This is a genomic window from Mycoplasma anserisalpingitidis, from assembly GCF_007859615.1.
Classification (GTDB): Bacteria; Bacillota_I; Bacilli_A; order Mycoplasmatales; family Metamycoplasmataceae; genus Mycoplasmopsis; species Mycoplasmopsis anserisalpingitidis.
Map to the genome: position 1 here is coordinate 50410 of NZ_CP042295.1, position 21483 is coordinate 71892.

Annotated in this window: 20 protein-coding genes and 2 tRNA genes; 14 read left to right on the top strand and 8 right to left on the bottom strand. The window is 26.9% G+C overall.

What is annotated here, in order from left to right; translation table 4 throughout:
- Positions 1–74: 74 nt before the first annotated feature.
- The 3 genes from FRW55_RS00245 to FRW55_RS00255 all read right to left on the bottom strand — a co-directional run bounded on the left by FRW55_RS00245 (position 75) and on the right by FRW55_RS00255 (position 1555).
- The gene (locus tag FRW55_RS00245; protein ID WP_146368243.1) at positions 75–1121 is read right to left on the bottom strand and encodes an aminopeptidase P family protein; all 1047 of its coding nucleotides are present in this window, start codon (positions 1119–1121) and stop codon (positions 75–77) included.
- A 62-nt stretch (positions 1122–1183) separates the two neighbouring features.
- Positions 1184–1336: a 50S ribosomal protein L33 gene (gene rpmG / locus FRW55_RS00250; protein WP_006886739.1), complete on the bottom strand. Its 153-nt coding sequence runs from the start codon at positions 1334–1336 to the stop codon at positions 1184–1186.
- A gap of 145 nt (positions 1337–1481) precedes the next feature.
- Positions 1482–1555 (bottom strand) — tRNA-Gly (locus tag FRW55_RS00255).
- A gap of 283 nt (positions 1556–1838) precedes the next feature.
- Between FRW55_RS00255 and FRW55_RS00260 the strand changes: the two genes are divergently transcribed.
- The 3 genes from FRW55_RS00260 (at position 1839) to FRW55_RS00270 (ending at position 3846) form a co-directional block, all read left to right on the top strand.
- On the top strand, positions 1839–2786 hold the full coding sequence (locus tag FRW55_RS00260; protein WP_146368244.1) for a LacI family DNA-binding transcriptional regulator: 948 nt from the start codon (positions 1839–1841) through the stop codon (positions 2784–2786).
- 48 nt (positions 2787–2834) lie between these two features.
- Positions 2835–3662, top strand: a complete 828-nt coding sequence (locus FRW55_RS00265) for a deoxyribonuclease IV (RefSeq protein WP_146368245.1) — start codon at positions 2835–2837, stop codon at positions 3660–3662.
- Positions 3663–3769: 107 nt separating this feature from the next.
- Positions 3770–3846, top strand: a tRNA-Arg gene (locus FRW55_RS00270).
- Positions 3847–3929: 83 nt separating this feature from the next.
- Here FRW55_RS00270 and FRW55_RS00275 read toward each other — a convergent pair.
- From FRW55_RS00275 to cysS, 4 genes are read right to left on the bottom strand one after another with little or no spacing between them, the layout of a single operon-like run.
- On the bottom strand, positions 3930–5309 hold the full coding sequence (locus FRW55_RS00275; RefSeq protein WP_146368246.1) for a M17 family metallopeptidase: 1380 nt from the start codon (positions 5307–5309) through the stop codon (positions 3930–3932).
- A 52-nt stretch (positions 5310–5361) separates the two neighbouring features.
- A complete protein-coding gene (locus FRW55_RS00280; RefSeq protein ID WP_146368247.1) occupies positions 5362–5928 on the bottom strand; it encodes a hypothetical protein in 567 nt (188 codons plus the stop codon).
- Positions 5921–6688 carry a 23S rRNA (guanosine(2251)-2'-O)-methyltransferase RlmB gene (gene rlmB, locus FRW55_RS00285; protein ID WP_336603150.1) on the bottom strand — a complete coding sequence of 256 codons (768 nt, stop codon included), beginning with the start codon at positions 6686–6688 and terminating at the stop codon, positions 5921–5923. Before rlmB ends, FRW55_RS00280 begins: the two co-directional genes overlap by 8 nt.
- A 37-nt stretch (positions 6689–6725) precedes the next feature.
- On the bottom strand, positions 6726–7958 hold the full coding sequence (gene cysS / locus FRW55_RS00290) for a cysteine--tRNA ligase (RefSeq protein ID WP_146368248.1): 1233 nt from the start codon (positions 7956–7958) through the stop codon (positions 6726–6728).
- A 72-nt stretch (positions 7959–8030) separates the two neighbouring features.
- Between cysS and argS the strand changes: the two genes are divergently transcribed.
- The 11 genes from argS to FRW55_RS00345 all read left to right on the top strand — a co-directional run bounded on the left by argS (position 8031) and on the right by FRW55_RS00345 (position 20227).
- The gene (gene argS / locus FRW55_RS00295; protein WP_146368249.1) at positions 8031–9686 is read left to right on the top strand and encodes an arginine--tRNA ligase; all 1656 of its coding nucleotides are present in this window, start codon (positions 8031–8033) and stop codon (positions 9684–9686) included.
- A 1-nt stretch (position 9687) separates the two neighbouring features.
- Positions 9688–11229, top strand: a complete 1542-nt coding sequence (locus FRW55_RS00300; protein WP_146368250.1) for an amino acid permease — start codon at positions 9688–9690, stop codon at positions 11227–11229.
- A gap of 75 nt (positions 11230–11304) precedes the next feature.
- On the top strand, positions 11305–11556 hold the full coding sequence (gene rpoE, locus FRW55_RS00305) for a DNA-directed RNA polymerase subunit delta (protein ID WP_146367769.1): 252 nt from the start codon (positions 11305–11307) through the stop codon (positions 11554–11556).
- A gap of 32 nt (positions 11557–11588) precedes the next feature.
- Positions 11589–12452, top strand: a complete 864-nt coding sequence (gene fba / locus FRW55_RS00310; RefSeq protein WP_146367770.1) for a class II fructose-1,6-bisphosphate aldolase — start codon at positions 11589–11591, stop codon at positions 12450–12452.
- A 143-nt stretch (positions 12453–12595) separates the two neighbouring features.
- Positions 12596–13228 (top strand): thermonuclease family protein, encoded by a 633-nt coding sequence (locus tag FRW55_RS00315; RefSeq protein ID WP_146368251.1) that lies wholly within the window; start codon positions 12596–12598, stop codon positions 13226–13228.
- A 2-nt stretch (positions 13229–13230) separates the two neighbouring features.
- Positions 13231–14523 carry a peptide-methionine (S)-S-oxide reductase MsrA gene (gene msrA / locus FRW55_RS04195; RefSeq protein ID WP_146368252.1) on the top strand — a complete coding sequence of 431 codons (1293 nt, stop codon included), beginning with the start codon at positions 13231–13233 and terminating at the stop codon, positions 14521–14523.
- A gap of 1 nt (position 14524) precedes the next feature.
- The gene (locus FRW55_RS00325; protein ID WP_146368253.1) at positions 14525–15031 is read left to right on the top strand and encodes a redoxin domain-containing protein; all 507 of its coding nucleotides are present in this window, start codon (positions 14525–14527) and stop codon (positions 15029–15031) included.
- Positions 15032–15060: 29 nt separating this feature from the next.
- A complete protein-coding gene (locus FRW55_RS00330) occupies positions 15061–15780 on the top strand; it encodes a glycerophosphodiester phosphodiesterase family protein (RefSeq protein ID WP_146368254.1) in 720 nt (239 codons plus the stop codon).
- A gap of 202 nt (positions 15781–15982) precedes the next feature.
- Entirely contained in the window at positions 15983–16342 is a 360-nt protein-coding gene (locus FRW55_RS00335) for a PTS sugar transporter subunit IIB (RefSeq protein ID WP_146368255.1), read from the top strand.
- A gap of 1 nt (position 16343) precedes the next feature.
- Positions 16344–19877, top strand: a complete 3534-nt coding sequence (locus FRW55_RS00340) for an AAA domain-containing protein (RefSeq protein ID WP_146368256.1) — start codon at positions 16344–16346, stop codon at positions 19875–19877.
- Positions 19878–19879: 2 nt separating this feature from the next.
- Positions 19880–20227, top strand: coding sequence for an ArsR family transcriptional regulator (locus FRW55_RS00345; protein ID WP_146367777.1), 348 nt, complete (start codon positions 19880–19882; stop codon positions 20225–20227).
- Between the two features lie 63 nt (positions 20228–20290).
- On the opposite strand, the gene FRW55_RS00350 is transcribed toward FRW55_RS00345, so the two are convergent.
- Entirely contained in the window at positions 20291–21481 is a 1191-nt protein-coding gene (locus tag FRW55_RS00350; RefSeq protein WP_146368257.1) for a hypothetical protein, read from the bottom strand.
- Positions 21482–21483: the final 2 nt, after the last annotated feature.

A 21483-nucleotide genomic window follows, 5' to 3' on the forward strand; every position in this document is an offset into this window, starting at 1 on the left:
TATATTATATATTACACTTTAGTAATATATTTTAAATAAAATGAAAGTTATAAGCAAGCTTATAACTTGTGTTATTATTTTTCATCAGGTCTAGAAAAAACATAATGTCCAGTTTCTGTTACTAAAACATCATCTTCAATTCTAGCTCCACCAAGACCTTCAATGTAAATTCCAGGTTCAACTGTAATAATCATTCCAGGTTCAAGTATTGTTTCAGATAATTTTGAAACGCTTGGCAGTTCATGAACATCAATTCCTAATCCATGTCCAGTTGAGTGAACAAAATATTTTCCATATCCCTTAGATTCAATGTAATCTCTACATACTTTATCAACTTCTGATGCTTTAATTCCAGGTTTTACATGCGCTCTACCAAGTCTAGCAGCTTCTTTAACAATGTTTAGAATTTCTAACATTTTAGGATCTTTAACATTTTCTTCACCACCAAGAATTGAAGTTCTTGTAATGTCTGCTGAGTATCCTTTATATAAGGCACCAAAATCAACTTTTAGTAATGAACCAAACTCTAATTTTTTATCAGTAGGATGGTGATGTGGTTCAGCGGATGAAGCTCCGGCAGCTATAATTTCATCAAAACTTTCCTTTTCAGCACCGTTTAATTTAAGAAGGTAATTTAATTTGGCAGCAACTTCTTTTTCAGTCATCCCTGGTTGAACTCATTGCATAAGTTGTTCGTAAGATTTTAACGAAATATCAATAGTTTTTTGCATTAGTTCTAATTCATGCTCACTCTTATTGATTCTCAATTGCTGTGCATTAATTCAAGTTACTTTTTCTGGATTAATTAATTTATTTAATCAATTTTCTGTTGCTTTAGTTAAATAGTTTTCATCATAAGCAACATGTTTATATTGTTTTTGTTCAAAAAAGTCTCTTAAGGTTGTCCCAACCATTAATTTAACTTCTACATTTTTAGCATTTTTTGAAACATATTCAATATATCTACCATCAACAAATAAATAAGCTTTGTTTCTTTCAATAATGATAACACCATCAGTTGTTTGAACACCAGCATATCATAATCTAGTTTGTGGTGCTTCAGAAACATAAGCGTCGATTTTTTTAGTTTCAAATAATTGTTCTAATTTACTTCTATTCATTTTTCTCCTTAACTAAATTAAATTATAAATTAATTTAAAAATAAAAAAGAGCAGAGCTCTAATTATTTCTTTTCTTTGTGTGTTGTGTGTGCATTACATTTTGAGCAGTGTTTTTTTAACTCAACTTTTTCTGGGTGAGCTTTTTTATTTTTTTTGCTAATGTAATTTTCCATTTTGCACTCTGTGCATTGGAATGTAAAACCTTCTCTAGGCATTTTTTACTCCTTTTTAAATATATTTAAAATAGTACTTGTGTAATTATATAATAATTTCTTTTTTTAAGTTGTTTATTTTTCTAAAATTAGTAAAAATAATAAAAAATGAAGAAATTATCTTCATTTCGGTCTAGCTTCCTAGAAATGGAGCGAGTGAAGGGAATCGAACCCTCATAGTCAGCTTGGAAGGCTGAAGTTCTGCCATTAAACTACACTCGCGTTTATTGCTAACTAATTATAACACTAAAATTTATTTTTCAAAAATATTTTTTAGATTTTTTTTATTTTTTATAAAAGACCACTAGACACAACACTTCCTGATGTGGCTGCTGCAATTACGCCCTGACCAAGTTACTGGGTTATTGTTCTAATGGCTATGTTATTATATATGAAATTATGAATAATTAAAGAAAATAATTGATATCGCAATAATTTAACGTTTTAAATGAAAAAATAATGCAAAATGTGGAAATTAATTTTCATTTTATGGTATCATATATTTATGAAAACAATTTCTTACAAAGATATTTCGAAAATGGCGCAAGTTTCCATTTCAACAGTTAGTAGATATTATAACAATGGTTATGTTTCTAAAAAAACAAAAGAAAGAATTGATAAAGTAGTCAAACAATTTGAGTATTACCCAAACCATGGAGCAAGATTAATTAGAGGAAGAGACAATTCTATTTTTGTAATTATACCTGAATGACCTCAAAATAGTGTAAAAGACATTTGTAATGGTATTATTCAAGCAGCTAGAATCCATAAAAGAAAAGTTAATATAACTTACTCTGAAAAAGGAGTAAAAGAATATATTGAAACAGTTAGATTTGTGCTTTCTTGAAGACCGAATTCAATAGTTTTATTTTTACCTGAAATTAATGAAGAATTAATTGAGTTTATCAAAACTATTGAAGATACATCAATCGTAATTTTTGGATATGATGTTGATGATTTATGTTGAGTAAAAATTGATGAAACACACGCTTTTTATCTTTTAACACACAAATTCTATAATTCAGTAATTGACAATCAAAAAATGGTATTTGTAAATGACCCAAAATTAAACAAATCTACTTCAGATGACAGAATTGCTGGATTCAAACATGCATGCAATGAACTAAAAATTCAATATGAAATTGTGGATTTAAATTCAAGAGATAAAGTTGCTATTAACAATTTTAATAAACACACAAGAAAAAACAATATTTCAAATATTGTATGTTCAACACATGAATTATTTATCGCTCTTAGTGTTTTAGGAGATAAATCACTTAGATTAACAGATATTGGTTACCAGTCAATTTATGACCATATGAATTCATATAGATCAAAAATATTTATTGACTATGCTAATATAGGTATTGAAATTGAAAATATTCTATGAGTTCATAACATCAATAAAACTCCAACATCTAAATTAATTAAACCATCTATAATTCAAAAGTAACAGTTTATCTTTTATTAAACTGTTTTTTATTTTATTAAAGGAGAAAAAATGATAAAACTAGGAAGTCATATTTCATTTAAGTCACCAAATTATCTTGTTGGTGCAGTTGAAGAAAGTTTGGCTAACAAAGCTAATTGTATGATGATATATTTAGGAGCACCTCAAACTACAAAAAGAGTCAGTCCAGAAAAATATTTAATTGAAAAATATAATCAATTCTTTAAAGAATTGATCAAACCAGAAGATATTATTGTTCATGCTCCTTATATAACGAATGCCGCAAATCCAGAAAAGTATAAATTCGCTGTTGATTTTTTGATTCAAGAAATAGAGAGAATGAATTTGATTGGTGCAAAATATCTTGTATTGCATCCTGGAGCTTACACAACTTTTGATCCAAAAACATCATTAGATACCCTTGTTGCAAGTTTAAAATACATAATTTCAAAAACTAAAGATGTTGTTATTTGCATAGAAACAATGTCTGGTAAAGGTAGTGAGATTGGAATTAATTATGAACAAATAATGTATTTAATAGAAAATGTTAATGATGAAAGAGTACAAGTTTGCTTAGATACTTGCCATGTTTGAGATGCTGGATATAATTTACAAGATTATGATAATTTTAAAAACGAGTTGAAAAATTCTGGCGTATACAAATATATCAAGGTCATTCACTTAAATGATTCTAAAAATGATTTAAATTCTCATAAAGATAGACACGAAAATATTGGAAAAGGTAAGATTGGTTTCGATACTTTGTATAAAATTGTTCATGATCCTGATTTTTATAATATTCCTATTATTTTAGAAACACCTTGAGTTGATAATAAACCAATTTATGATCAAGAAATTAAGAAATTACTTAATGAATAATTAAAAAAGTGCAATTTAACGCATTTTTTTGAGCAAAAAAACACAATTTTAATAAAGTTTATTTAATTATTCGCATATTAAAAAAATGTGCTACAATATTAATGCGTGGTCGCGTAGCTCAGCTGGATAGAGCACGAGCCTTCTAAGCTTGTTGTCGGAGGTTCGAATCCTCTCGTGATCGCCATTTTTTTATTTTAAATTTTTATGTAATGATTAAAATTTAATAACAAAAGATTAAAAAACACTACTTATGTAGTGTTTTGTGTATTAATTTGATTTATTTAATGCTAATTGAACTAAAGTTTTCATCATAGGTGCAAAAGGTCTTCCACCAATATCAGCTGTACCAGCAATATCTAAGTGAATGTACTCAACATTTTCAGTGAATTCTTTTAAGAACATAGCAGCACTTGAAGAACCAGCTCCAGCTCCTGAAAGATCTGTGTTTTTTAAGTCAGCAACATGTGAGTTTCTGATTTCTCTTGCAAATTCTTCATCAAGAGGCATTCTTCAAACTAATTCATTTTGTTGTTGAGCAGCTTTACTCAATTCATCTCAAGCTTGTTCAGTTGTTGTTCAAACCCCTGTATATGTTGAACCTAAAGCAACAACAATAGCACCAGTTAATGTAGCAACATCAACTAATCTTGTAGCTTTCAAATTTCTTACAGCATATGTTAAACCATCAGCCATAACTAAACGACCTTCGGCATCAGTGTTGTTAATTTCAACACTTTTTCCATTCATACTTGTTCAAACTGAATCAGGTAATGAAGCATCTCCATTAACTCTGTTATCAGTGATACATAAAACAGCAGCAACATTAACTTTAGGTTGTAATTCTGCGATAGCACCAAGAGCATTACCAACGATAGCAGCTCCTGACATGTCGAATTTCATTCCTAACATACTTCTACCAGGTTTTAAACTATATCCACCTGAATCAAATGTTATTCCTTTTCCGACATAAACTGTTTTTTCGTTTGATTCTGGATTTCCATTATATTCAACAACAACAACCCTTGGTTCATAAACACTTCCTCTATTTACAGAAAGTAATAATCCCATTTTTTGTTCTTCTATTTGTTTTTTATTTAATACTGTAATTTTTAAGTTCTTGTTTTGTGATAATTTTTCAAATACTTTATCAGCCATTCATTCAGAATTACAGATATTTGGAGGTGTGATTTGAAGTTCTCTTGTGAAGTTTAGGTATTCTGATAACACTAATGTTTTATTTAATTCAGCAGAATATTCAGATTCATTTGCTAATGAAACTAAGTGTAATTTAACTTCTTCATCTTTTTTATTTGTCTTAGCATTTCAAAGTTCTGCTCTAACAAAGTTAATTCCACCAACAAAAGCTCTAACTACTTCAGAAATGCTTAATTGTTCTGTAACAAAAGTATCTAAATCAATTTGTGTTTCAACAGTACTTGATAAAGCGATTTTTTTAGCAAAATCGTTTACTGTTTTAAAGTCTAATTTAGATTTTTCATCTAAATAAACATAAGCTAAATCATCTGAAAAGTAGTTTGTAACTACTGATTTTTTTTGTTCAAGATTTTTAGGTAATTCATCACCTTTGAAAACTGCTTTAAGAGTTAAAACGTTAGTCAATTTCTCTTTTTGTATATTTTTAATCATTTCATTCCCTTCTTTTATAATAACATTACAATTTTACCTTTTTAAATAAAAATTAACTCAAATAGTTATTATATTTAAATTGAATTCCTTCAATTATTAAGTTTCTTTTGAATGAAGAATACAAATCAATTTCTTCATCCTCTCTAACGAACTTCTTTTCAACTTCATTTAATGATTTTAAAAAACTTTTGAAATCCAGTTTTGATAATTCAAAATTAATTTCTTGTGTTGTTGAAAAATCTTTGATATCACCATTATTTTTCATTGGAATTAAAGATTCTTCAAAAAGACTTTGTTTTTTAATATATTTCTTGATACAACTTAGCGAAGAATATTTAACAGCTCCCATTATATATTGTTCAACATTCTCAATATTTAATTCTTTACTTTCGATAATTTTTAAGTAAACTGAATATACAATTTCACTTAATAAATATTCCTTATATTTTGAAATAAAGAAGAATTTTATACTTCATAAGTTTATATTTTTTATTATGAGTTTTTTATACTTTTTCTCTAAAAAGTTTATTAAAAAACTATCACTAATCTTATTGATGTTGGTTAAATTAAAGTATTCCAATATTTTTATGTGTATTGAATTTTTGTTGTTTTTATCCATTTTGTTTTTTTACAATTTCAAAAAGCAAAATACCTGTGGCAACTGAAACATTCAATGATTGTACCGTTCCATATTGATTAATATGAATTAACTGATCAGCTTGCTTTATAGTTGTTTTTGAAGAACCACTTCCTTCATTACCAACAACTAAAGCAGTTGGTATATTGTACTCGATATCATTGTATGATACAGAGTTTTGTTCTAATGCTGAAACATAAATTCAAAAGCCATCATTTTTAAGTTTCTCAATTGTGGATTGAATGCTATTAACTCTAAATATTTTCATATTTATAAAACCACCTGAAGACGTTTTAAGAGCTGTAGAATTAACTTCAACACTTCTATCTTTTGGGATAATAACGTGTTTAACACCGGCTGCATTAGCAGTACGAATTATCGCCCCAAAATTATGCGGATCTTGTATATGGTCTAAAATTAATATTAAGTTAGGTTTATCTTTAATTAATTCATCATAATTAGAATAATTAAATTCATTTAATTCAGCAATAAAACCTTGATGATTTTCGCTTGTCAATAAATCTAAAGTTTGTTTATCAACCACTTGGTATTTAATATTTCTTTCAACTAGCAACTCCTCATTTTTATTATTTTGTAGTCAAACTTTTTTAATTGGTCAGCCATTATTTATAGCATCCAAAACAGAGTTTTTACCACACACTAATAATTTTGACATATTAGGAGTTTTTTTGAGTTCTTTTTTATTTTTAGGCTTGTTAAATTTATTGTCTTGTTTATTCATTTTTGTTCTCTCCTAAAAATTTTTTATACTAGCAAAATTAGATTAATTCATTTGTGTATAAAACTTCTCTTAATTTATCGGCTTCATTATAATTTTTTTGAGCTAATTTTTCTTTTCAACTAAAATAAATATTTTTATAAAAATCTAAATTTTCAATCTCTGTATCAAATCCTAAAGTTTTGAAAATTTCAATTAATGTCAACACGTCATTAGTATTATTTTGTTTATTAATATTTTTAATTAATTCATTTATTTTTCTTGTTGCGATTGCAAAATTATTGTTATAAATATCATTAAAAATTTCTTCTGCAATTTGTTTTTGAACACTTCCATCTGTTTGATTACTGTTTACATGATAGCTAAACAAAATTTTTCTAAATTTATTTAATATTACTTTTGAATTATGAATTGTTTCATCATTGAAATCTAAATCACCGGCAATTTGTGTATTTAAAATCATCATACGATAAATATCCGATCTGTATTTGTCTAAAAACTCAGAAGCTAAAATGAAATTATTTAATGATTTAGACATTTTTTCACCATTAATTTTTAACATCCCTGTTCTAATTCATTTCTTAGCAAGATCCCTTTTGAATAGTGAATGATGTTGAATGTTTTCATTTTCATGATGAGGGAAAATAAGTTCAATTCCACCACCATGAATATCAACACCTTCACTTCCAAAGTGTTTGTAAATTAGTACACAACATTCTGTGTGTCAACCAGGTCTACCTTTTCCAAATTTTGAATTGTACTTAATACCTAAATCAGTTTTTTTTCATAATGCAAAATCAGCTGGATTATTTTTGTTGTTTATGTTATTTTCATCTTCAAATTGCATTTTTTCTATATTTTGATTTGATATAGAACCATAGTGATTTTTATTTTTTTCAACATCAAAGTAAACATTGTTATATTTATCTAGATAAGCATTTTTAGTGTCAACTAATTTTTCTATATATTCATTAATCAAATCAAGATTATCGGTTACATATTCAAATTTATCAACTGAAACAATATTGAATTTTTTGAGCAATTCAATATATTCACTTGCATACTTAGAAGATATCACAGTTTCACTTACTTTTTCTTCAATTGCTCTTTTTATGATCTTGTCATCAATATCAGTGATATTATGTACAAAATAAAATTGTTCACCAATTTTCTTTCCAGCCCTAATTATAATATCAAAAGTTAAAATTGGGCGAATATTTCCGATATGTACTGAGTTATAAACAGTAGGTCCACAAACATATATTTTTTGCATAACATATATATTTTATATAAAAAAGAATAAAATAAGTTAAAATATAAAAAATATATTTAAAAGAGGTAAAAAATGATCAATATCAACGCTAAAATTAAAGAAATTTTAATCAATATTATTGCTGATTTTCAGAATGAAAATGTTGTGTCTAACGAGTTGAATTTAGCTGAACTAAATTTCACTTTAGCTGAACCCAACATCCAAAAAGATGAACAAACTAAATACAATTATGCAACAAATATTGCTATGGTTGTAAAAAGATTTTCATCTAAAAATCCAATGGAATTAGCAGAATTAATCCAACAAAAATTAATTTCTAATGAATTAATTGAATGTGTTGATGTTGCTAGACCAGGTTTTATAAATATTGTTTTATCCAATAAAGCGTTTTTAAATGTTTTGAATAATGTGATCGATAGTAAAAACAATTATGGAACAAAACTTTTTGATGTTAAAGACAAATACATCGTTGAATTTGTTTCAGCAAATCCAACTGGATTTCTTCACGTTGGACATGCTAGAGGTGCTATCATTGGTGATACTTTAGTAAGAATTCTTAGACATGTTGGTTTTAATGTTACTGCTGAATATTATGTTAATGACGCAGGAAATCAAATTAATGTTTTAATTGAATCAACTAAAGTAAGATACTTTAATCTCTTTGATGTAGAAATGCAAATGCCAGAAGATTGTTACCGTGGTTTAGATATTATTTGGCTTGCCGGCGAAATTAAAAATGAATATGGAGATGAATTTTTAAATGATTTTGATTTAAAAATTAAGAAATTTAGACAAATCTGTATTTCTAAATTATTAGACAAAATTAGAGAACATTTAAGTGAACTAAACGTAAGTTTCGATGTATTTACAAGTGAATTAGATGATATATATAATAAAAATAAAATTGAACCAATTTATGAAAAATTAAAAAATTATATTTATCAAAAAGAGGGAGCAACATTCCTTAAAACAAGCGATTTTGGGGATGATAAAGACCGTGTTTTAATCAAATCAGATGGTAGTTTAACTTATTTTACACCCGATATTGCATATCATAACGATAAACTTCAAAGAGCTAATAAATTAATTAATGTTTGAGGTGCTGACCACAGTGGTTATATAAATAGAATGGAAATCGCACTTCAATGTTTAGGTTATGATAAAAAAGATATGGAAATTTTAGTTGTGCAACTAGTAAGATTGCTTAAAGATGGAAGCGAATTTAAAATGTCCAAACGTGCTGGAACAAGCGTTACTTTAGCTGATTTACTCGAGGCAAGTAGCAATGATGCTGTGAGATTCACAATGCTTACTAGAGATGCAAATACTAAATTTGACTTTGATATAGATAAAGCAAATCAAAAAGACATTAATAACCCAGTTTTTGGTGTTCAATATGCACATTCAAGAGCTTGCTCATTAATTAAAAAATATAACAACAATAATTTTGATGCTATTGATACAAAATTCGATGAAAAGACAAGAAAATTAATTATCCAATTAGACATCTTACCTGATGTTTTAAGAAGTGTTGCACAAACTAAAAAAGTTCAACTTTTAAGTAGTTATGTTATGAACTTAGCTAGTGCTTTTAATAGTTTTTATTCAAATACAAAAATTTTAGGTAGTGAAAATGAAGCTTCATTAATGACTGTAGTTAAGGCAGTTAAGGAAATTTTATATAACAGCTTAAAATTACTTGGTGTATCTGCACCAGAACAAATGTAAAATGAATTCAAATAGGAAAGAACCTAAAAAGTTAAACTTTATTTTTGGAATGCTTCTTGTAATTGGTTCAAGCATTGGTGCTGGAATCTTTTTTAAGTCTAAAGCGGTTTTGGATTTCAATAACTCAAGTGTTATAATGAGTGGAATTTCATGAGCAATCGCCTCAGTTATAATCATTATGATGAGTTTTTCACTTGTTGGAATTTCTGCTAAATCTAAAGGTGAGTTAAGTTTTGTTGGTTGATCTAAGACATTTAATAGTTGAATGACATATCAAATGAGTAAAAATTTTGCTTTTTATATCAATTTAACCCTGACATACTTTTTCATGCCGCTTTTTGCATTAATGTCAATTCAAGATGGTCTTATAGCTTTCAATATTTCACCTAGTTTTAACACTAATTTCGATTGATTGATCTGAATGATTTTGCTTTTAATTATTGTTGCATATCTAATTCTAAGTGCTGGATTAAGCATTAAAATAGCTAATATCCAAAATACAATTACTTTAGTTATAAAACTAATTGCAATTTTAATGTCGATTGTAATAGCTCTGGTTTTCTTTTTTGAAAAAAGAAATGAAATTGATATAAATTATCTTCCTAAATATAATTTTGATATCAAAAATACATTGCATTCTTATAGTTTTATTCCTGGTTTGGGAGTATGTCTTTCTTGAGCTGGAATTTTCTTTGCTTATGATGGTTTTTACGTTTCCACTGGTATTGAAAAAGATTTAAAAAAACCTGAATCTACACCTAAAATTCTTCTTTTTGGTCTTACGATAGTGACTGTAATTCACTTAATTATGGCAATTTCAATGAGTTTAAATGGTCGAGGGGATTTTAAGGAATATTTAGATTTTTTAGCTGAAAAAAATCTTGGATGAATTTTTGGATTGATCAATATTTTTATAGGAATAGGTGTTTTAGGAATTGTAAATGGTTTTTGTATTCTAATTCCACGATTTATTGAAGAATTAATAAAAGAAAAAGAAATTCCATTTTGAGATAAATTTATCTATAAAATCAATCCAAAAAAACCAATTGTTGGCGTAATTTATTCACTTATAATTATTCCTGCAGTTATTATTTTATTTGTAATCGGTTCACTTTTATACCCAAAAACTGCGGATGAGTTCTTTGATAATTACGGAAGTGGAATGTCGAATGTTTATAATTTTGCTAATTTACTTAGTGATTGAATAAGCTTGATAATTTTTGGTTTTATTGCAACTGCATGTTATGGTTATGCAAAAAGTTTAGACAAAAACAAAAAAATACTTAAATTTATGAATTACTTCATTGTATTTATAATTTATTTTGCTATCTTAGCGAATTTAGTTAGTGTTTTTGTTGATTTATCACTATATATTTACCAGATAAATAACAATTCACTAAACATTGATACAAATATATTGAGCTCAAAAATAAATGGCTATATCATTTCCATTTTTATATTAATTTTGATGATCTTAATTATGTTTGTACCAGCTTTATTAAAACAAATTAAAAATAAAAAAAGTAAGCAACATTTCCACTAATTAAAAAAATTAAATATTGATACAATTAAATAAATATAAAATTATTTTATAATTAAAAAAATTAAAGGAGCGACTATGAGAACAATGTTAGATATTGCGATTGATTTTGTTTACAACAAAGAACATGAAAGTGCTTTTGAATTTAATGAGATCTTTGATGTTGTTGAAGATGAATTAAGAGGATATTGAATTCAAAATTTAGTTAATGATGATTTACCATATGTAAAATTAAGAGAAAAGAAAATAGGTGAATTATATCGTTTATTAACAGTTGACGGACGTTTCATTCGTAATAATAATGGTACTTGAAGTCCATCAAATAAGTAATTATAGTTTGCTAAAAAGAAAGGGAATATTTTATGGCATTAGTTAACGCTAAAGAAATGCTTAGAAAAGCAAAAGAAGGTAAATATGCAATTCCTCACATTAACATTAATAACCTTGAATGAGCTAAAGCGGTTTTATTAACAGCTGAAGCTGAAAAATCACCTGTTATTGTTGCTACAAGTGAAGGTGCATTAAAATACATGGGTGGATTTAATGTTGTTGTTGGAATGGTTAAAGGACTTGTTGAAGACTTAAAAATTACTGTTCCTGTTGCTTTACACTTAGACCACGGTTCATATGAAGGAGCAAAAAAAGCTGTTGAAGCTGGATATACATCATTAATGTTTGATGGTTCACACTTACCATATGAAGAAAACTACGCTAAAACTAAAGAATTAGTTGAATTAGCTAAAAAACACAATATGTCAGTTGAAGCCGAAATCGGAACAATTGGTGGTGAAGAAGACGGTATTGTTGGAAATGGTGAATTAGCTGATCCAAAACAAGCTAAAGAAATGGCTGCTTTAGGAATCGATGTTTTAGCAGCTGGTATTGGAAACATTCATGGACCTTACCCAGCATCATGAAAATCATTAAGTTTTGAAACTTTACAAGAAATTTCTAAAGCTGCTGGAATCGGTATTGTATTACATGGTGGAAGTGGTATTCCAAGCGATCAAATCAAAAGAGCTATCAGTGAAGGTGTTACAAAAATTAATGTTAACACAGAATTACAACAAGCTAACCACAAAGCTTTACGTGCATACATTGAATCTGGTGAAGATCTTAAAGGTAAAAACTTTGATCCACGTAAATTATTAAAATCTGGTTATGAAGCTATGTGTCAAACTGTTAGAGACAAAATTCACGAATTTGGCTCAAATAATAAAGCTTAGTATGGTGATAGGCATTTTGCCTATTTTTTATTTTAATTTTCCACATTCTTTCCAAAAAAGTTCATTTTTAATTCATTTTAGTTCTTTTTTCAACTTTTTTTCAAAAATGATATTTTTTAATATACAATATTACTGGGATTGACATGAAGAAATTAAAACGTTTATTTTTATGAATGAGTTCATTAAGCTCGTTTAGTTTCATTTTTGTTAGTGCTTCATGTGGAATTGAAGTTAAAAATAACACTGAGGTAGGCAAAAACAAAGATAAAGTCGAGTATGGAAATGAATATTATGTAATTAATGTTATTGATGGGGACACAATAATCATTGATAAGGATGATAAACAGGTAAGAGTTAGATTATATGGTATTGATACACCTGAAACTTATAAAATCTACTCAGATGGAAGTGATAATAAAGATAGTCTAGCACGACTTGAAAATTACTATGCAATTAAAGCAAGAGATGAATTGAAAGATATGATTTGAAGCAATCAAAGAATAATTAAACTCAAGGATCTTGGACTTGATAAATACGAGAGAACTCTAGGAGTAATTTATTCAAGAAATAATGAAGATTTAAACTTAAAATTAGTAGAATCAGGTCTAGCCAGAGTTCATTATATAAGTTCAAATCCAAAAAGTGTTTATTATACAAAAACTGATTTTGAAAAAGAATATCATAAAAAATTATTGTTAATTGAGAGTGAATCCAAAAATAAAGAAGAAGGTTTTTGAAAAGAAAAGAATATTAAAGATGTATTTAAGAAAGGATAGTTATGAAAAAAATATATTTAGCTGGAGGTTGTTTTTGGGGCGTTCAAGCATACTTTAACACCATAAAAGGTGTTATAAATTCAACAGTAGGTTATGCGAATTCAAAAACAAAAAATCCAACTTATCAAGAAGTTAAATCACAGAAAACCGGTGCAGTTGAAGCAGTTGAAATATTCTATGATGAAAATGTAATTTCACTTAGAGAAATTACTGAAAAATTACTTGAAGTTATTGATCCAACTGAGTTAAACAAGCAAGGCGAAGATGTCGGTACTCAATACAGAAATGGAATTTATTTTATTGATTCTAAAGACGAGCAAGTTATTAAACAAGTTGTAGATAAAATTGCCAAAAATTATAATAAAGAACTTGCAACTGAAGTTTTAGAACTTAAAAATTACTATCTTGCTGAGGAATATCACCAAGATTATCTTGAAAAAAACAAAGGAGCTTATTGTCATATTAAATTTGAAAATAAACAATCATTCAAATTAGAATTAGCTGATGAAAATAGTAAGGATGAAATTTTAGCTTTAGCTAATAAAAAACCTTATCATAATTTCTTTGTGATTGGTGATATTGAACAATTTGGTATTTTAAGTGAAACAACCAAAACCTATATTATCAGGGTAGAAAATAAAATAAGAGCAATAGCGTTTGTTTTTCTAGGAACCTTGATTTTAGTTGATGAAGATTCGCTGATTAGTGAAAAAGAGATTGCTCAAGTAATTAAAACACATAAAATAAGAAATATCATTTACCAAAAGAACAATGTAAGATCTGTTCAAAATACTTTGGATTTATTAAATCTTAAAGCTAGAAATTCAATGGAAGAGCTATTAATTTTAGATAAACCAACTTGAACTAAACAGTATGGATTGTTATCAAGAATGGCTGAACGCGATGAAATTGAACTGATAATCGAAGGAAGAAAACAAATTAAAGAATTTACTACCATTGATGAAAGTCAAACAAGTGTTGAAATTATGACCAAACAATTTGACCAAAATTTTTATGTACCATTTATTGTTAGAGAATTTGATAAAATAATTTCTCACGCAGCTGTAACTTGTTCAACAAAAAACGCAGCTATGATTGGAGGTGTTTACACTTTAAACGAATATAGAAATAAAGGTTATGCAAAAGACTCATTAATGGGATTGTGTAACTGAATAATAAAAAATAACAAAATTCCAATTTTATTTTTCGATAATCCAAATGCTGGTAAATTATATTATTCATTAGGATTTGAAAAAGTTGGTGAAATATTTATAAGTTTTATAAGAAAGGATTAATATGAAAAAAATATTTTTTAAAGATTTAGAGGTGACTTTATTTGGAGAACAATTAAAAGTAGGTGATTCTCTTAATAATATTAGTGATTTATATCCAGCTGGAAGTTTTGCTGGACAAACTGTTGAATTCGATAAAGAAAAATACAAAATTTTAACAACATATCCATCAGTTGATACTAGTGTTTGTGATTTTCAAGTATTAGAATTATCTAAAATAACTTCAGAATATCCAGAATTTGATTATATTGGTATTTCTGTAGACTTACCGTCTGCATTAAATTCATATAAATCAATGCATCCTACTGGTTCAATTAAGATGTATTCAGACTATAGAAATAAAAATTTTGCTAAAAAATCTGGACTATTAATTGACGAATTGCAATTATTAGGAAGATCTATTTTTGTTTTAGATAAAGAAAATAAAGTAGTATATTCTGAAATCAAAGAACAAGTAGGTGAACAAATAAACTTTGAAAAATTAAGAGAAGTTCTTAATAGTATTAAGTAGTTTTCACTAAAAAGATAAGAGGTAATAAAATGAAAAAACAATTGATTTTAGGACACAGAGGTTATTCAGCAGTTGCACCAGAAAATACAAAACTAGCCTTTGATGCAGCACTTATTTTTGGTTTTGATGGTGTTGAAATGGATGTTCATCAAACTAAAGATGGAGAATTAGTAGTGATACATGATGAAAGTACATTAAGAACAGCAAAAGAAGATTTTAAGATACTAAACACAAATTACAAAAAAGTTGAAAATCTTGACTACTCTTCATTTTTTAAGATTGCAACTCCAAAACAAAAATTATTAACATTGAAAGAATTTTTGGATTTATATGCCTATGTTGAGACATTTAAAATGATTAATATTGAAATTAAAACTGATGTTATTGAATATGATAATATTGAACAAAGAATCAATGATTTATGTTTACAATACCCAAATATTGAAGATAAATTAGTTTTTAGTTCCTTCAATTTTAATAGTCTAAGAAAACTTAAAAAAATAAATCCTAAATGAAAATTAGGATTCCTATTTTGAAAAAAAAGTCAAATAGAAGAAATTTCAAAACAAGAAATTCTTGACACAGTTGATTATTTACACCCTTGAGCAAAACTTTATAAAAGAAATAAAGAATTAATATCGTCATTTAAATTACCACTTAATATTTGAACTATTAAATCAAAAAAAGAGTTTAAACATTTCGAAGAAGATGAAAATGTTTTAAGTCAAATTAGTAATTACAAGTTTTAAACTCTATTTTTATCACAACTAATCAATGGTTGTGTTTTTTTATAAATGAAGTATTTACTAGATTGTTTATTTTTGCTAAATTCATTATTTGCTTAAATATTTGCTAAGTTTAAAAATGAATTAATTGGAATTCGTTCTTATTTTTCCATTTTATATTATTTTAAATACTTTTGCTAATTATTTTAAATAATATAATTAATATATGAATTTTAAGATGAAGTTAAAAGTTATTTTTTTAAGCATTATAACTCTTGGATTTATTTGAATAAAATGAACTAAAGAATCAAAAAATCAAGATAACACAATTTATCAATCCAAAAAAAGTGGTATTAATGTGCATAAATTGCTTGAATATATTGGTAAAAATAATATAAAAAGTATCTCAAATACAAGTTCAAGATTGGTTTTAGAAATAATAAATCCTGAAGAAATACAAATTGAAAATATTAAAAAAATAGGTAAAGTTAGTGGGATTATGTTAAATTCTAAAAAAATTTCAATTATTTTAAATGAATACACTTTAGCTGTAAAAGAAGAATTAGAATCATTAAGAGGTAAATAATATGAATCAATCAAACAGTTTTGTAAAAAACCCTAATCAAAGATATGCTGCAATTTTAGATAATTTACTCGAAGTAACTCAGAATGACCCTTCAGTTTTTACATCTCTTAATACAAATCATTTCTATGATTTTTACAAAGTTTTTGGTAGAGAATACTTTAGTGCTTTAGTAAGAGTTAGTTCTTCAAGTGGGGCTAAAATCGAATTGCCATTTATTGAATCTAACTTATCAAGAGTTAGAAAAGCTGCTGAAAACATTGAAGAACCAAGTTTGATGCTTGAACTTTTTAAAAATAACGACCTTGAATTAAGTGATAACATTAAATCACAATTATTTTCTAATTTTGAAAATACTAAACCAAAATTAATTGAAAAAATTAGAGTAGACATTCAAAAATCTGCATTGAAATGAAAAATTCTTGAAAGAAAAGCTCTTTCTGTTTTAGATGAAACTAATATTTGACCAATGCACCTTGGTTTCTTATATGTTTCAGTTTCTATTGAAGATAAGAAAATTTATGCACCCTTATTTTTTCATGAAGTAAGTATTGAATTTAAAAATGGTAGACCTTTTTTAATTGTTCACAAAAATGTTAAATTAAATGAAAAACTTGTGTTTATTCTTAATAATGCTGGTTTTAATATCAATATAACATTTGATTATTCAGGAATGTCTATTGAACAAATAATCTTTAGACTAAGTAGAGACTGAAATAATGTTTTCCCACTTCCAGAAAGTATAGTAACTCCTTTTGAGAAAAAGAATCCAGACAACATTAATAATAAAACCATCCAATTCCATACTGGTATGGTTTTAGGTATATTTTTACCTGGTGGTGGATATTCAAGAAAGAGAATGAAAGAAATTATTGATAATGATGAAATTGATAAAATCTTTAACATTGATTTTCTTAAATCTGCATATGCTAAAAAATTGGATAAACAAATTTTCACAGATAAACCAAAATTATTCAACATCACTAAAACAAATTTCTCACAAGACAGAGCTATTTTATCATCGCTAATCCAAGATACAGTTATTTGAGGTCCACCTGGTACTGGTAAATCTCAAACTATTGTTAACTTACTTGCTAATATTCTTTTTGTTGGAAGAACCGCTTTAGTTGCTTCACAAAAAAAAGCAGCTCTTGAAGTTATTAGAAACCGTTTACAAGATCTTAGAATGTTCTGTTTATGTTTACTAACAAGTAAAGATTTTAGCAAAAGAAGTTTTTATGAACCTCTTCAAGCATTTATTGATTATTTAGAGTATTTTAGTGAATTTAAATCTCTTCCAGCTGGTGGTAACCAAATAATTCAAGATGATGAATTAAAATGAATTGAAATTACTAAAGATATAAATAAAAGTCAATCGGTTGATAAAATTCTTGATACATATAGATTTTTAATGTCTAATTGTTATAAAGCATTGAGTTCAAACACTAAAGAATCTGCAACAAATTTAAGTGAAACAGGACTAAATAAAACTGATTATGATAATTTAAGAATTTTAGCTAAAAATGTTGAAATGCCTCATAGTGTTTCACAAAGCGGAACTATAGATTTAACTGAATTCGGTCCATGAAAAAAAGAATTCATGAGATTGAATGACAAATCAAATGCTTTTACTAGATATACAAATCCTGAGAACTTTAAACACTATAGACAATTAAGAAAACGAGCTAAAGAAATCGAAAACTTATTACCACGTAATTACTCAGGTCAAATTAGTGATTTCTTTATTAAAACAGCTTCAGTTTCATATGAACAACTAGAATGAGTTGAATCAATTTCAAGCAGACAACCTGATTATGATCGTAATGAGTTAACTGAAATTGAAAATATCAAAAAAATCATGACAATTAACACAATAAGAAAAATTACTCGTTTTAGTCCGGAAGATTTACAAATGTATAAGGAATTTGCTGCAACAATTAGATTAGCAAATATGGACCCGCACAAATTCATTAAAAATTATGGAAGAATTATTAAGAAAATCATTCCTGTTGTAATTACTACTCCCGACACTGACTTAAGTATTTGAGAAAAAGGCGAGTTTGATTATGTTATTCTTGATGAATCATCACAGATTTTTATCGAGAAAGGTTTACCATTACTTTATTTAGGTAAAACAAAAATTCTTTCTGGTGATGAAAATCAAATGCGTCCAACTAACTGATTCGGTGTAAGAAGTAGTGATGACACAATTTTTGGAAATGTTGAATCACTTCTTGATTATGCACTAAGTTTAGGTGTATTTAAAATTTTACTTGACAAAAACTATCGTGCTAACCACGCTTCATTAATGACTTTCTCGTCAAAACACTTTTATAAATCACAACTTGACGTAGTCGATGTTGCTGGTGCTAATGATGAAGACGCTATAGAAGTTATTCAAGTAAATGGTAAATGAGAAGACAACAAAAATATCGTAGAAGCTAACAAAGCTATAGAGATTCTCAAAGAAAACATAGATAATTATAAAAAAATCATTTTACTTTCATTTAATGCTAAGCAAGGTGATTATATTACCAACTTAATTATTCAGAAATATCCTGATCTTGAAATGGCGATGCGAGAAAATCGTCTTATGATAAGAAATCTTGAAAATATCCAAGGTGACGAGGCTGATTTAGTTGTAGCTACGGTGGCTTACGATAAAACAGCTAAAATTTTCTCAACATATGTTGGTCGTACAGGTGGTATGAACGCATTAAATGTTGCTATTTCTCGTGCAAAAGACAAAATGATTGTTATTAAAACAATTAAATCAACAGATATTTCAAACAACACAAACAGTACCGATACAATGATTTTCAGACTTTGATTAGAGTTCCTAGAAAAAACAGATCAAGAAAGACGTGATTTTGTAAAAATCGCTATTAATCGTGGTAAAAATTCAACTCTAACCAGTTATGAAAATAACATTTCAGAAATTGTAGTTAATGACATTGACAAGGTTACAAGAAATAAAACTAATGTTGAATTAGTTCAAAATTACTCTGTTGGAACATTAAATATTGATTTAATGGTCTTAGTTGATAAAAAACCATATAAAGCTTATATTTTTGATGATTTTAGTTATGTTAAAAACGTAAATAATTTTATTGAATTTAAGGATAAATATAAATTCTTGAAATCTAAAAATTATGATGTTAAATTAGTAAATATCATTAATTGAGCAATCGTTAAAAACAGCGAAATGAAATGTTATGAAGATAGCAAAATATTGCAATTCATTAATTCAAATTATGGAGCAAATAATTTCACTAGAAATAATGATGATGAAGAAATTGCATTAAATCTTTCTGATGATTTCTACAATGAAAACACTTCTAAAGATATTAATGAATTATCTAAAGAATGAGCACTATACTTTAGTGATGAGGAAAAAGAGGAAGATGCTAATACAAAAGAGTTGATCAAACCTGAAGTAGTTAAAAAAGCAACAAAAAATAAAGAAAATAATGCATTAAAACCAACTAAAAAAACCAGTTCTAAAAAAACTTCTTCAAAAATTACTAAGGAAAAATAATTTTGATTAAATTAGAAGATTTCTTTAAGGTTTGTTCTTCAAAGATAAATTTAGAGTTACTAATTCACTTGTACCTTTGTGAAGAAAACGAATGTAATGTTCAATCACTTGTAGAACTTACTGGTCAAAAACAAGCTAATATTTCAAAACATTTTATGTATTTAAGGAAATTAAAATTAGTTGAATCATTTAAAAATGGTGCTAATGTATTTTATAAATTAAATCCTGAATTTAAGAAAACTTATTCAAAATATTTAGATCATATTTCACTTGATCCAGATTATTCAAAATTTGCATGTGAATGCATTGATTGAAATAATGTTAAACGTGAAATAATTCATAATCATTAAAATTTCAACCTTAGGGGTTGATTTTTTAATTAAAAAAAGCACAACTATGTGTGCTAATCTAAACTAATTTCCTGAATTTTTTAATTCAACTGCTTTATTAATGATGTCTTTTAGTTTATCATTAATTTCATCAAATTTAATATTACTTTCGTTTCCTAATTGACTTTTAACTAGCGAAACACCTAACTCAACAATTTTAACACCATTGTTAGATAATGATGATAAACCTTCCTCTTCGATAACCGATAATAAAGCATCTAATTGCTTAGAATTTCCTAAATTTTCTCTAGCACCTTTTATAAATTCAGCTGTAAATTCATTTATTTGTTCAGTTGTTATTTCATTAGTATTAATTTCAGTTATCTTATTTAGACCTTCGATAACTTCTTTGTTATTTTTGAGATTTTGAACTAAACCTTCGTTATCGCCAATTAATTCTTCAAAAATTTTATTAATTGAATCTCCTTCAGATGGTTTTTCAGCAGGTTGGTTTGGATTTGTTGTTTCTGTTGAGCTTCCGTCTGAAGTGTTAGGTTGCATGGGTTCTATAGGTTTGTTTTCTTCTTTTTTATTGTTTTGAGTAATCAACTTGTCTAATAAATTACCTATAGCAGGATCATTAAGAATATTATGAGCTCCTTCTTTTCTTTCTTCTGGATTATCACTATTAATTTTATTGATACTTTCCGTAGTTTTAGCTAAGGATTCTATAATTCCCTCTGCTCCATTAGCAGTAGTGAAAGAAAAACCGATACTTAAAGCACTTACAAATTTGCTCATTCCATTATCATGTTTAGTGATTGGTGTAACTATTGCTGTTGAAAAAGCTGCAATAGGTAATGAACCAGCCATACTGATTAAACCATAAAAAGGTCTCATGAAAGTTCTTTTAGGTTTTTTTCTAAACATTCCGATAATACCGGAAATGATCATAAAAATTATTAAAGTAATTAAATGAATAAATAATGCTAAATATCCTACTATATTGTCTAGAAGGCCAGAATCTTTTAACATTCCTGTATCATCAGCACTAGATAAAGCATTACCTATTGTCGATCTAAGAGATACAGAAATTATTGCCGCAACAACTAAGGCTGCAAAAATAATGACTACATTGATTATATTCGCAATCAATCCACGTTTAAATCCTCATAAATAACCTAAGATCAATACCAAAACAAATCAAACAGCCATAATTGCTGTTGTATATTTAAAATCTAGAATACCATTTAGTTGATTTATAAATTCTTCCATTT